The following is a 13,422-nucleotide window of genomic DNA, read 5'->3' on the forward strand; positions in this document are numbered from 1 at the left end:
CTCGATCGCTAAAGCCATTTAATAATATTTGCAGGTAACTTTTGATCATAAAAAATAGTTAATGCTTTGTGAAATTATTTGATAACGACTTTAGTATTGTTTAGAGTTATGAGAAGTGATTCCCAAGCCGCTATCATTCGCGGCGACCACACCTGACAGGAGTATGTAATGTCCAAGCAACAGATCGGCGTTGTCGGTATGGCAGTGATGGGGCGCAACCTGGCGCTCAACATCGAAAGCCGTGGTTATACCGTCTCCGTTTTCAACCGCTCCCGTGATAAGACCGAAGAAGTCATCGCTGAGAATCCAGGCAAAAAACTGGTTCCTTTCTATACGGTTAAAGAGTTCGTTGAGTCTCTGGAAACACCTCGTCGTATCCTGTTAATGGTGAAAGCGGGCGCAGGTACCGATGCAGCTATCGATTCACTGAAACCGTATCTGGATAAAGGCGACATCATTATCGATGGCGGCAACACCTTCTTCCAGGACACCATTCGTCGTAACCGTGAACTGTCTGCTGAAGGCTTCAACTTCATTGGTACCGGCGTATCCGGCGGTGAAGAGGGCGCTCTGAAAGGTCCATCTATCATGCCTGGTGGACAGAAAGAAGCTTACGAACTGGTTGCGCCAATCCTGACCAAAATCGCAGCCGTAGCTGAAGATGGCGAGCCGTGCGTGACCTATATCGGTCCTGATGGTGCTGGTCATTATGTGAAAATGGTTCACAACGGCATTGAATATGGCGACATGCAGCTGATTGCTGAAGCTTACTCTCTGCTGAAAGGCGGCCTGAACCTCTCCAACGAGGAGCTCGCAGAGACCTTCACCGAGTGGAACAAAGGCGAGCTGAACAGCTACCTGATCGACATCACCAAAGATATCTTCACCAAGAAAGATGAAGAGGGTAAATACCTGGTTGATGTGATTCTGGATGAAGCCGCGAACAAAGGCACCGGTAAATGGACCAGCCAGAGCTCTCTGGATCTGGGTGAGCCATTGTCCCTGATTACCGAATCCGTCTTTGCACGTTATATCTCTTCTCTGAAAGAGCAGCGCGTTGCAGCATCTAAAGTGCTGTCTGGCCCGCAGGCCAAACCCGCTGGTGATAAAGCGGAGTTCGTAGAAAAAGTTCGTCGCGCGCTGTATCTGGGTAAAATCGTCTCTTACGCGCAGGGCTTCTCTCAGCTGCGCGCGGCATCTGACGAGAATAACTGGGATCTGAACTACGGTGAGATTGCGAAGATCTTCCGTGCCGGTTGTATCATTCGCGCTCAGTTCCTGCAAAAAATCACCGATGCTTATGCTGAAAATGCAGGTATCGCGAACCTTCTGCTGGCGCCTTACTTCAAGCAGATTGCAGACGAATATCAGCAGGCGCTGCGTGATGTTGTTGCGTACGCGGTGCAGAACGGTATCCCGGTTCCGACCTTCTCCGCAGCGGTGGCATATTACGACAGCTATCGTGCTGCCGTTCTGCCAGCGAACCTGATTCAGGCACAGCGTGACTACTTCGGTGCGCATACCTATAAGCGTACGGATAAAGAAGGTGTGTTCCACACCGAATGGCTGGATTAATATACGGTTAGCCATGCCATCAAGCCCGGTAGAGATACCGGGCTTTTTTATCTTGCCCGATCCACCTACTGTTTAATGGAATAGATTGCGTGAAAATTCTAGTTACTGGCGGTGCCGGTTTTATCGGTTCCGCGGTTATCCGACATATTATTAGCAATACTCGGGATAGCGTTGTTAACGTTGATAAATTGACCTATGCCGGTAATCTGGAATCCTTGCGTGAAGTAAGCGATAGCGAACGCTATGTTTTTGAGCATGCCGATATATGTGATAAAGAGGCAATGGCGCGTATTTTTGCTACCCATCAGCCTGATGCGATAATGCACCTGGCTGCCGAGAGCCATGTCGACCGTTCTATTACCGGTCCCGCTGCGTTTATTGAAACCAATATTGTTGGCACCTATATCCTGTTAGAAACAAGCCGTGCTTACTGGTCTTCACTGGATGAGGCAGCAAAATCTACTTTCCGTTTCCATCACATTTCAACTGATGAGGTTTACGGCGATCTGCCTCATCCCGATGAACATTATGACTCCACCCCGTTACCGCTGTTTACTGAGAAAACAGCGTACCAGCCAAGCAGCCCTTACTCAGCGTCAAAAGCGTCCAGCGACCATTTAGTTCGAGCCTGGATACGCACCTATGGTTTACCCGGGATTGTGACAAATTGTTCGAATAATTATGGCCCATACCACTTTCCTGAAAAGCTGATTCCTCTTGTTATCCTTAATGCGCTGGATAATAAACCATTGCCGATTTACGGTAAGGGCGATCAAATCCGTGACTGGTTATACGTTGAAGACCATGCTCGTGCACTGTATACGGTTCTGACCACGGGTAAGCCGGGAGAAACCTATAATATTGGCGGTCATAACGAGAAGAAAAATATTGAAGTTGTTCAGACCATTTGTGATCTGCTCGATGAAATGGTACCGAAAGAAACATCCTATCGCGCACAAATTACTTATGTCGCGGACCGACCAGGTCACGACAGACGTTATGCAATTGATGCTCATAAAATTAGCGACGAGCTTGGATGGACTCCTGTGGAAACCTTTGAAAGTGGCATCCGTAAAACGGTTGAATGGTATTTGAATAACCAGGAGTGGGTATCGAATGTAAAAAGCGGCGCCTATAAGAGCTGGATTGAGCAAAATTATGGGGAGCGTAAGTAAATGACGAAACGTAAAGGGATTATATTAGCTGGCGGATCGGGTACACGTCTTTATCCCGTGACTATGGCCGTAAGCAAGCAATTGTTGCCAATTTACGATAAGCCAATGATCTATTATCCGCTCTCTACGCTTATGCTGGCAGGTATACGGGATATTCTGATTATCAGCACGCCTCAGGACACTCCGCGTTTTGAACAACTGCTCGGGAACGGTAGCCAGTGGGGATTGCATATCCAGTACAAAGTGCAACCAAGTCCTGATGGACTGGCACAAGCTTTTATTCTGGGTGAAGAGTTTATCGGTGAGGATAATTGTGCGCTGGTATTAGGCGATAATATTTTCTACGGACACGATCTCCCCAGACTGCTTGAAGGCGCAGCAAGCCAGCAAGAGGGTGCGACCGTATTCGCCTATCATGTCAGCGACCCGGAACGCTATGGCGTCGTTGAGTTTGATAAAGACGGTACTGCAATTGGCCTTGAGGAGAAGCCTCAGCAACCCAAGAGTAATTACGCAATAACCGGTCTTTATTTTTACGACAACGATGTGATTGAGATGGCCAAAAGCTTAACGCCGTCCGAGCGAGGTGAACTCGAAATTACCGACATCAACCGCATCTATATGCAGCAGGGACGATTGTCTGTCGCGATGATGAGACGCGGCTATGCCTGGCTGGATACCGGAACGCATCAGAGTATGATCGAGGCAAGCAATTTTATCGCCACAATTGAAGAGCGACAGGGGCTAAAAGTTTCATGTCCTGAAGAGATTGCGTTCCGACGAGGTTTTATTGATGCCGAACAACTTCGGGTACTCGCTGAACCATTGAAAAAGACCGGGTATGGTCAGTATCTGCTGAATCTGACCAAGGGATTAGTCTGATTTGACGAAGTAAGCAGTTTTCCTCTGCTTACTCTCGACTGCCCTTTAACGTCTTATTGTCGCTGTAAAACAGGTACTTTGCTTAGTGTAACGACAGGTCTTTTTGTTCAGCAAAAACATTTTTCAAAAAACCTGAAACCTTGACAGCGAATGAAGGTTAGCGATAAAAAACGCTTAGTTAATCATTGTGGTGACTGTGTTATGGTCATCAAAAACTCAAACGTGTAGAAGTCAAACAAATGAAAATAACTATCTCCGGAACAGGCTATGTTGGTCTCTCAAACGGTATTCTGATTGCACAAAACCATGAAGTGGTTGCGCTGGATATCGTGCAGGCAAAAGTGGACATGCTTAACCAGAAGAAGTCCCCGATCGTCGATAAAGAGATTGAAGAATACCTCGCGACCAAACCGCTGAACTTCCGCGCTACCACGGACAAAGAAGATGCTTACCGCGATGCGGATTTCGTCATCATCGCCACCCCAACCGACTACGATCCTAAAACTAACTACTTCAATACCTCAACCGTTGAAGCGGTGATTAAAGACGTTACGGCAATCAACCCGAACGCAGTGATGATCATCAAGTCGACAATTCCAGTGGGTTTCACCAAATCGATTAAAGAAGAGTTGGGTATTGATAATGTCTTCTTCTCGCCGGAATTTCTCCGCGAGGGCAGGGCGTTATACGATAACCTGCACCCATCCCGTATCGTGATTGGCGAGCGTTCCGAGCGTGCAGAGCGTTTTGCTGCGTTGCTTCAGGAAGGCGCAATCAAAAAAGATATTCCGGTCCTGTTCACCGATTCCACCGAGGCAGAGGCCATTAAGCTTTTCGCCAATACCTATCTGGCGATGCGTGTGGCTTACTTCAACGAACTTGACAGCTATGCCGAGAGCTTAGGTCTGAACACCCGTCAGATCATCGAGGGCGTGTGTCTTGACCCGCGTATCGGTAACCATTACAACAACCCGTCCTTCGGTTACGGTGGTTACTGTCTGCCAAAAGATACCAAGCAGCTGCTGGCTAACTATCAGGCGGTGCCGAACAACCTGATTTCCGCCATTGTGGATGCCAACCGCACGCGTAAAGACTTCATCTCGGATTCCATTCTGGCGCGTCAGCCGAAAGTGGTGGGCGTGTATCGCCTGATCATGAAGAGCGGTTCCGATAACTTCCGCGCTTCTTCCATTCAGGGGATCATGAAGCGTATTAAGGCGAAGGGCGTCCAGGTCATTATTTATGAACCGGCGATGCAGGAAGATGAGTTCTTCCATTCGCGTGTGATCCGCGATCTGGATGCATTCAAAAAAGAAGCGGACGTAATTATCTCCAACCGTATGGCGGAAGAGCTGGCGGACGTGAAAGATAAAGTCTATACCCGCGATTTGTTCGGCAGCGACTGATTAAAATCGTGATATAAAAAAACCCGGCAATCTGCCGGGTTTTTTGTTTTTAAACGTTATAGAAGTTGCGGTACCAGTCGACGAAGTTTTTCACGCCTTCTTTGACTGAGGTTTGTGGTTTAAACTCAATAACGTCATACAGCGCTTTGGTGTCCGCACTGGTCTCCAGCACGTCACCCGGCTGGATCGGCATCATATTTTTCACCGCTTCTTTGCCCAGCGCCTCTTCAAGCGCGGTGATGTAATCCATCAGTTCGACAGGTGAACTGTTGCCGATGTTATACACGCGATACGGGGCAGAGCTGGTTGCTGGCGAACCGGTTTCGACTGTCCAGTCGGCATCGGCCTGAGGAATGACGTCCTGTAGGCGAATAATCGCCTCCGCAATATCATCGATATAGGTGAAGTCGCGCTTCATCTTGCCGTAGTTGTATACGTCGATGCTGTTGCCTTCAATCATGGCTTTGGTGAATTTGAACAGCGCCATGTCCGGTCGGCCCCACGGGCCATAGACGGTAAAAAAGCGCAGGCCAGTGGTCGGCAGGTTATACAGATGCGAATAGGTATGAGACATCAGCTCATTGGCTTTTTTGGTTGCCGCATACAGGGAAACCGGATGGTCTACGGAGTCGTCAGTAGAAAACGGCATCTTACGGTTGAGGCCGTAAACAGAACTGGATGACGCATACAGAAGATGCTGAACCTTATTGTGGCGACAGCCTTCCAGCACGTTCAGGTGACCTACCAGGTTTGCATCAGCGTAGGCATGCGGGTTTTCCAGCGAGTAACGGACACCCGCCTGTGCGGCAAGATGGATTACGCGGTCAAATTTCTCATTGGCGAAGAGCGCAGCCATGCCCTCGCAGTCCGCTAAGTCCAGCTTGTGGAAGGTGAAACTCTCGGATTTAAGCAGTTCAAGGCGAGCGAGTTTGAGGTTAGGGTCATAGTAATCATTCAGATTATCAAGCCCAACAACTTCATGCCCTGCATCAAGCAGGCGCTTGCTGACATGAGAACCGATAAAGCCCGCCGCGCCCGTTACCAGAAATTTCATAGCTTCCCTCATTTACAGTGTTCTTATTGATGCCCCAGACATCAGAATCCAACTATGATAGCGCGTCGCCTTTAACTTACATAACCCATCTTTCCGATATAACTCATCGGATTCTTATAGAAAAATCCCCAGCAACAGATACACTATGGAAACAAGATTATTTTTGCCCTTTTTCATCTGTTAGGGATTGTATGACGCAAAACAACAATAACCTGGTCGCACGTAACAATGACCCGGAGCAAATTGATTTACTTGATGTAATGCTACAGCTGTGGCGTGGTAAGTGGGTAATAGGGGCTTTTATTGCTGCTTTTATCGTTCTTGCTGGCGTTTACATCACTGTAGCCAAAGAGAAATGGACGTCATCAGCCATCATAGCCCAGCCTGATGCGGCACAAATCGCCACCTATTCCAATGCATTGAATATCCTCTATGGCGGGGCAGCTCCCTCCATGTTAGACATTCAGAATCGTGCTATTGGACGTTTCAATTCCTCCTTCTCGGCATTAGCTCAGGCGCTGGAGAATCAGGAAGATCCGGAAAAACTGACTATTGAGCCTACCGTTAAAGGACAAAGTTTGCCTTTAACCGTAAGCTATCAGGGCGAATCCGCTGAAGCAGCTCAAAAGCAATTAGCTCAGTACATTCAGCAGGTTGACGAGCAGACGGCAAAAGAACTGACGCTTGATCTCAGAGATAACCTCAAGCAGCAGATCACAACCCTGAACGACTCCCTCCAGAATCAGGAGAAAGTTGCTCAGGAGCAGAAAGATCTACGCATCAAGCAGATTACTGAGGCGCTGAAGAACGCAGAAGCCGCTAAGATCACCACTCCGCAGCTTCAACAGACTCAGGATGTTACTCAGGAAACCATGTTCCTGTTGGGTACCGTAGCGCTCAAGTCAATGGTTGATAACGAAGCGTCTCGCCCGCTGGTCTTCTCAGGCGCTTACTACCAAACCAAACAAAATTTACTGGATATTCAGAACCTCAACGTTAACCCAGACACTATTCACGTCTATCGTTACGTCATGAAGCCGAACCTGCCTATCCGACGCGACAGCCCGAAAATTGCTATTACCCTCATCCTTGCCGTACTGCTCGGCGGAATTATCGGTTCTGCTGTCGTCCTCGGCCGTAACGCGCTGAGAAACTACAAGCCAAGAGCCTGATTTACACACAAAAAAAGACCGGGTCTCCCCGGTCTTTTTTATTTATGTCGTTTCCGCAAATTCTCAATCACCGTCGTTAAATCCAGTTCCTGATCCTGAAGCAGCACCAGCAGGTGATACATCAAATCCGACGCTTCGTTCGTCAGCTCCTCCCGATCATGCACGGTGGCCGCCAGCGCCGTTTCAACGCCTTCCTCACCCACTTTCTGCGCAATACGTTTGGTGCCGCTGGCGTACAGTTTCGCCGTGTACGAGCTCTCGGGATCCGCTGATTTACGCTCTGCCAGCAGCTGTTCCAGCTGATAGAGAAACAGCCACTGGTGGCTCGCCTCGCCGAAGCAGCTGCTGGTGCCTTTGTGGCAGGTTGGCCCAATCGGGTTGACCAGCATCAGCAGGGTGTCGTTGTCGCAGTCTGGCGTAATGCTGACCACATTCAGGAAGTGACCCGAGGTTTCCCCTTTCGTCCACAGGCGCTGTTTGGTGCGCGAGAAAAACGTCACCTTGCCGCTGTCGAGCGTTTTTGCCAGTGCCTCCTGGTTCATGTATCCCAGCATCAGCACTTCGCCTGAAACGGCATGCTGTACAACCACCGGCAGTAATCCGTCAGTTTTTTCCCAGTCCAGCTGCGCCTGTTGTTGCTCTGTTAACATACCCTGATCTCCACGCCCTGGTCGGCCAGGTACGTTTTTAACTCACCAATATTAATAATCTGTTTGTGGAACACGGAAGCGGCCAGCGCGCCGTCTACGTTCGCATCGCGGAAGGCTTCAAGGAAGTGTTCCATGGTGCCCGCGCCGCCGGAGGCAATCAGCGGAACCTGGCAGACCGCGCGCACTTTTTTCAGCTGCTCGAGGTCGTAACCGTTGCGTACGCCGTCCTGGTTCATCATGTTCAGCACGATTTCACCTGCACCGCGTTTTTGTACTTCCTGCACCCAGTCCAGCGTCTCCCATTGGGTGACGCGCGTGCGGCTTTCATCGCCGGTGTACTGGTTAACGTGATATTTTCCCGTCGCGGTATCAAACCAGGTGTCGATCCCCACGACAATGCACTGCACGCCAAAGCGGTCCGCCAGACGCGTAATCAGCTCCGGATCTGCAAGCGCAGGGGAGTTAATCGAAATTTTGTCCGCACCGAAAGAGAGAATTTTCGCCGCATCGTCAGCAGATTTAATCCCGCCCGCCACGCAGAAGGGAATATCAATCACCTCTGCCACGCGCGCCACCCAGCTTTTGTCCACCACGCGGCCATCGCTGGAGGCGGTGATATCGTAAAATACCAGTTCGTCTGCGCCTTCTTCGGCATAGCGTTTTGCCAGCGGAACGATGTCGCCAATGATCTCGTGGTTGCGGAACTGCACGCCTTTTACAACCTGACCATCACGCACGTCCAGGCAGGGAATTATCCGTTTTGCCAGCATTGAATCGCCTCCTTCACCGTAAATTTGCCTTCCAGCAGCGCGCGACCCACGATCACGCCACGTACACCGGTTCCGCGCAGAGCGGCGATATCCGCCAGGTCGCCGATACCGCCAGAGGACTGAAACGCCACCTGCGGATAACGGGCGCAAACCTCTTCATACAGCGAGACGTTAGAGCCTGCGAGCGTACCATCGCGTGAAATATCCGTGCACAGGACGTGCTTCAGCCCTACGGGGAGATACATCCCGACCAGCTCTTCCAGCGTTACGCCGGAGTTTTCCTGCCAGCCGCTGACCGCGACCTGCTTGTTACCCTGCGCGTCAATGCGCACATCCAGCGCCAGCACCAGTGCATCCGCACCGAAGCGGCGGAACCAGCCCTTGACACTCTCAGGATCTTTCACAGCGGTCGAACCCACTACCACGCGAGCCACGCCGGCGTCCAGTAAGGCGGCAACATCGGCTTCCGTACGCACGCCACCGCCCACCTGCACCGGGACGTCCACGCCAGCCACCAGTGTTTTAAGCAGCGGGATCTGGCGTTTGGCCGGATCTTTCGCGCCGGTCAGATCGACCAGGTGCAACACCTCAGCGCCCTCGGCGGCGTAAGCCTGTAACCGCGGCAGCGGGTCGTTACCGTAGTCGCGCTGCTGCCCGTAATCGCCCTGGTGGAGACGAACAACCGTGCCGTCAATTAAATCTAAAGCGGGAATTATCATCACATCTCCAGGAAGTTTTTCAGCAGTTGCGCACCGGCGGCGCCGGAGCGTTCCGGGTGAAACTGCACGCCGTAAAAGTTATCTTTCTGCACGGCGGCGGTGAACGCCTCGCCGTAATTGCACTGGGCGATGGTGTAGGCATTCACGTGCATGGCGTAGCTGTGAACAAAATAGAAGTACGCGCCGTCTTCAATACCCTGGAACAGCCTGTTGCCCGCCTTCGGATAAACGCGGTTCCAGCCCATGTGCGGCAGCGGCAGGCCGTGGTCGGTCATTTTCGGCACGTCTTCTTCTATAATGCCCAGCAGATCAACGCCGTTGCTCTCTTCGCTGCGGCGGCCAAGCAGCTGCATGCCGAGGCAAATGCCCAGCACCGGCTGAGTACAGGCTTTGATGAGATCTACCAGCTCGCGCTCATGGATCTGATCCATCGCCGCCTGAGCGGTGCCAACGCCCGGCAGAAAGAGTTTATCCGCACGCAGCACCACGTCCGGGTCGCGGCTCACCACCGGCTCGTAGCCGTGGCGCATAATCGCCGACTGTACGGAGTTCAGGTTGGCGCATCCGGTGTCCAGAATCACCACGTTCATTACAGCACTCCTTTCGACGAGGGCAGGGCGTCACCTTCCACGCGGATCGCCTGGCGCAGGGTACGGCCAAAGGCTTTGAACAGGCTCTCGACGCGGTGGTGATCGTTTTTGCCTTTGGTTTTCAGGTGCAGCGTCAGGCCCATAGTATAAGAAAGCGAGCGGAAGAAGTGTTCCACCATCTCGGTGCTGAGATCGCCCACGCGCTGGTAGGTAAAGTCGGCTTTGTATTCCAGGTGCGGACGCCCGGAGATATCCATCGCGCAGCGCGCCAGGCACTCGTCCATCGGCAGAACAAAGCCGAAGCGGTTGATGCCGCGCTTGTCGCCGAGCGCCAGCTTCAGGGCTTCGCCCAGCGCCAGGCCGGTATCTTCCACGGTGTGGTGATCGTCAATATACAGGTCGCCCTTAACGGTGATCTCCATGCGGAAGCCGCCGTGCGTGGCGATTTGATCCAGCATGTGGTCAAAGAAACCGACGCCGGTGTGGATCTTGCTGCCACCTTCGCGGTCGAGCCAGACCTTCACGTCGATCTGCGTCTCTTTGGTGTTGCGTTCAACGTGGGAATAGCGGTCGCGTCTGGTGAGCTGCTCGCCAATCATCGCCCAGTTTAGCGTGTCGCGGTTATAGCGCAGGCCCGCAATGCCCATATTGTCCGCCAGCGTGATATCCGTGACGCGATCGCCGATCACATAGCTGTTGCCTTTATCCAGCGCCTCTTCCGCCAGATAACGTTCAACAAGCTTCACTTTTGGCTTGCGGCAGTCGCACTCGTCGGCAGGCATATGCGGGCAGATCAGCACCTCGTCAAAGGCGATACCCTGCGAGGTCAGCACCTGCATCATCAGGTTGTGCGGGCCGTCAAAGTCTACCTGCGGGAAGCTGTCGGTGCCCAGACCGTCCTGGTTGGTGATCATCACCAGCTTATAGCCTGCTTTCTGAAGCTTCAGTAGCACCGGGATCACATCGGGTTCAAAGGCCAGCTTGTCGAAACGATCGACCTGAAAATCGCTGGGTGGCTCCGAGATGATGGTGCCGTCACGATCGATAAAGAGATACTTCTGACTCATACTTTCTCCGCTTTCAGGGCGTCAATCACGCGCTGGCTCTCTGCACGGGTGCCGACGGTAATACGCAGGCAGCCGCTCAGGGTAGGTTGTTTATTCTGGTCTCGTAAGATAATGCCCTGATCCCACAACGATTTAAATATCGCGCTTGAGGCGGTGAAGCGCACCAGGATGTAGTTGGTTTCCGAGTCGAACACCTGCTCCACGCACGGAATCGTTTTAAGGGCATCAACAAGATACTGACGCTCTTCCAGGATCTGCGCCACACGCTCGCGCATCGCGCTGATGCCCTGCGGGGCCAGCGCCTGTGCCGCAATATCGGCAACCGGCGTTGAGAGCGGATACGGGGCGATCACTTTCAGCAGCAGGTCGATAACCGCTTTATTCGCCAGCGTAAATCCACAGCGAAGGCCGGCGAGGGCGAAGGCTTTGGAAAGGGTACGCAGCACAACGAGATGCGGATACTCCTCAAGCCAGCCTGTCAGCGTCGCCTGCGGGCAGAACTCAATGTAGGCTTCATCAGCGACGACCAGCGCCTTGCCGCGCGTCATCTCCAGCAAGGTGCGGATATCCTGCGGATGAATAATCTGCCCGGTGGGGTTATTCGGGCTACAGACAAACACCACCTTCACGCCGTCAAGGTTATCAGCGATGCCCTGCAAATCCAGCTGCCAGTTGTCGAGCGCCTGCACGTTGCGGCAGGCCACGCCAAAGGTTTCGGCGCTGACGCTGTACATCCCGTAGGTGGGCTGGCAGTACATCACCGCGTCTTTACCCGGCTCACAGAAGGCGCGGATCAGCAGCTCAATCCCTTCATCAGCCCCACGGCTGACCAGCACCTGCTCAGGCTTCACGCCTGCATACTGCGCATAGTTCTCGATCACCGCTTTCGGCTGACACTCCGGGTAGCGGTTCAGCGTCTGCTGCGAAAGCTCAAAGGCCACCGCCGTGGGATATTCATTGGCATTCAGCCAGACGTCGCCGTTCCCGCCCAGCCGACGCGCAGACTGATAGGGCGTCAGGCGACGGACATTTTCGCGGGCTAATTCTTCGATGTTCATGCTTGCTCCTTCAGGGCGGCAACGCGCAGCGTCACGGCATTTTTGTGGGCAGTCAGGCGCTCGGCGGCGGCCAGGGTTTCAATGGTCGACGCCAGCGAGGCAAATCCCTCGCGGGAGAGTTCCTGCACGGTCATGCGCTTCTGGAAATCCGCCAGCCCCAGGCTGGAGCAGGTTGAGGTATAGCCATACGTCGGCAGCACGTGGTTGGTGCCGGAGGCGTAATCCCCGGCGGATTCCGGTGACCAGTCGCCGAGGAACACCGAGCCTGCGCTGGTTATGCAGTCGACCAGATCGCGCGCGTTACGGGTCTGAATAATCAGGTGCTCAGGACCGTACTGGTTGGAGATGGCGATGCACTGGTCAAGATCGCGGGCCACAATCAGGCGGCTGGCGGATAGCGCCTGACGCGCCGTTTCCGCCCGCGGCAGGTCAGCCAGCTGACGCTCAACGGCGTCGCCCACGCGTTTTGCCATGTCGGCATCTGGCGTCAGTAAAATCACCTGCGAGTCAGGGCCGTGCTCGGCCTGCGAGAGCAGGTCAGAGGCCACGAAATCCGGTGTAGCGCCGCTGTCGGCAATCACCAGCACTTCAGACGGACCGGCAGGCATATCAATCGCCGCGCCGTCCAGACGCTGGCTGACCTGACGCTTCGCTTCGGTCACGTAGGCATTGCCCGGGCCAAAGATTTTGTCGACCTTCGGAATGGATCCCGTCCCGAACGCCAGGGCGGAAATCGCCTGCGCACCGCCCACTTTATAGATCGCCTGCACGCCGCACAGCTTCGCCGCGTACAGGATCTCATCGGCGATCGGGGGAGGAGAGCAGAGCACCACCTTCTGACAACCGGCAATACGTGCCGGGGTGGCCAGCATCAGGACGGTCGAAAACAGCGGGGCAGAGCCGCCGGGAATATAGAGGCCGACGGACGCCACCGGGCGCGTCACCTGCTGGCAGCGTACGCCGGGCAGGGTTTCCACATCCACCGCCTGCAATTTCTGCGCGGTGTGGAAGGTATCAATATTTTTCACCGCGACGGCCATCGCCTGTTTGATGTCATCACCCAGACGATTGCTGGCATCAATGATTTCCTGCTCGGTAACCTGTAACGCGTCGACCTCAGTTTTATCAAACTTCGCGCTGTACTCGCGCAGCGCGTCGTCCCCGCGGGCTTTGACGTTATCGAGGATCTCCGCCACGGTGCGGGTGATGCTCTCCGAGGCGGAAATTGCCGGGCGCATCAGCAGCTCGCGCTGTTGCGCGTCGCTACAGGTATTCCAGTCGATGATTGTGTTAAAGCTCATGGT

The 13,422-nt window shown here is 53.3% G+C and carries 13 protein-coding genes; 5 read left to right on the forward strand and 8 right to left on the reverse strand.

Features of this window, described 5'->3' with window-relative positions:
* Positions 1-168 precede the first annotated feature (168 nt).
* The 4 genes from gndA to ugd all read left to right on the forward strand — a co-directional run bounded on the left by gndA (position 169) and on the right by ugd (position 5,038).
* Positions 169-1,575: an NADP-dependent phosphogluconate dehydrogenase gene (gndA, locus tag ACWKXX_RS07935; RefSeq protein WP_023303973.1), complete on the forward strand. Its 1,407-nt coding sequence runs from the start codon at positions 169-171 to the stop codon at positions 1,573-1,575.
* A gap of 89 nt (positions 1,576-1,664) precedes the next feature.
* Entirely contained in the window at positions 1,665-2,750 is a 1,086-nt protein-coding gene (rfbB, locus tag ACWKXX_RS07940) for a dTDP-glucose 4,6-dehydratase (protein WP_017693098.1), read from the forward strand.
* Entirely contained in the window at positions 2,751-3,632 is an 882-nt protein-coding gene (gene rfbA, locus ACWKXX_RS07945; RefSeq protein WP_017693099.1) for a glucose-1-phosphate thymidylyltransferase RfbA, read from the forward strand.
* Positions 3,633-3,871: 239 nt separating this feature from the next.
* Positions 3,872-5,038: a UDP-glucose 6-dehydrogenase gene (ugd, locus tag ACWKXX_RS07950; protein ID WP_003859477.1), complete on the forward strand. Its 1,167-nt coding sequence runs from the start codon at positions 3,872-3,874 to the stop codon at positions 5,036-5,038.
* A 49-nt stretch (positions 5,039-5,087) separates the two neighbouring features.
* Here ugd and ACWKXX_RS07955 read toward each other — a convergent pair whose 3' ends face one another.
* Complete coding sequence (locus tag ACWKXX_RS07955; RefSeq protein ID WP_063931559.1) at positions 5,088-6,092, reverse strand: NAD-dependent epimerase; 1,005 nt, start codon at positions 6,090-6,092, stop codon at positions 5,088-5,090.
* Between the two features lie 191 nt (positions 6,093-6,283).
* Between ACWKXX_RS07955 and wzzB the strand changes: the two genes are divergently transcribed.
* The gene (gene wzzB / locus ACWKXX_RS07960; RefSeq protein WP_017693102.1) at positions 6,284-7,264 is read left to right on the forward strand and encodes an LPS O-antigen chain length determinant protein WzzB; all 981 of its coding nucleotides are present in this window, start codon (positions 6,284-6,286) and stop codon (positions 7,262-7,264) included.
* A gap of 38 nt (positions 7,265-7,302) precedes the next feature.
* Here wzzB and hisIE read toward each other — a convergent pair whose 3' ends face one another.
* From hisIE to hisD, 7 genes are read right to left on the reverse strand one after another with little or no spacing between them, the layout of a single operon-like run.
* A complete protein-coding gene (hisIE, locus tag ACWKXX_RS07965) occupies positions 7,303-7,914 on the reverse strand; it encodes a bifunctional phosphoribosyl-AMP cyclohydrolase/phosphoribosyl-ATP diphosphatase HisIE (protein WP_063931558.1) in 612 nt (203 codons plus the stop codon).
* A complete protein-coding gene (gene hisF / locus ACWKXX_RS07970; protein ID WP_003859481.1) occupies positions 7,908-8,684 on the reverse strand; it encodes an imidazole glycerol phosphate synthase subunit HisF in 777 nt (258 codons plus the stop codon). Before hisF ends, hisIE begins: the two co-directional genes overlap by 7 nt.
* Positions 8,666-9,403, reverse strand: coding sequence for a 1-(5-phosphoribosyl)-5-[(5-phosphoribosylamino)methylideneamino]imidazole-4-carboxamide isomerase (gene hisA, locus ACWKXX_RS07975; RefSeq protein WP_015572395.1), 738 nt, complete (start codon positions 9,401-9,403; stop codon positions 8,666-8,668). The genes hisF and hisA overlap by 19 nt, the downstream gene beginning before the upstream one ends.
* Positions 9,403-9,993: an imidazole glycerol phosphate synthase subunit HisH gene (gene hisH / locus ACWKXX_RS07980; RefSeq protein WP_045906557.1), complete on the reverse strand. Its 591-nt coding sequence runs from the start codon at positions 9,991-9,993 to the stop codon at positions 9,403-9,405. Before hisH ends, hisA begins: the two co-directional genes overlap by 1 nt.
* On the reverse strand, positions 9,993-11,060 hold the full coding sequence (hisB, locus tag ACWKXX_RS07985; protein ID WP_015572397.1) for a bifunctional histidinol-phosphatase/imidazoleglycerol-phosphate dehydratase HisB: 1,068 nt from the start codon (positions 11,058-11,060) through the stop codon (positions 9,993-9,995). Before hisB ends, hisH begins: the two co-directional genes overlap by 1 nt.
* Positions 11,057-12,118: a histidinol-phosphate transaminase gene (gene hisC / locus ACWKXX_RS07990; protein ID WP_032103469.1), complete on the reverse strand. Its 1,062-nt coding sequence runs from the start codon at positions 12,116-12,118 to the stop codon at positions 11,057-11,059. Before hisC ends, hisB begins: the two co-directional genes overlap by 4 nt.
* A complete protein-coding gene (gene hisD, locus ACWKXX_RS07995) occupies positions 12,115-13,419 on the reverse strand; it encodes a histidinol dehydrogenase (RefSeq protein WP_047716643.1) in 1,305 nt (434 codons plus the stop codon). Before hisD ends, hisC begins: the two co-directional genes overlap by 4 nt.
* Positions 13,420-13,422 lie beyond the last annotated feature (3 nt).

This window comes from Enterobacter sp. UPMP2061, from assembly GCF_053709615.1.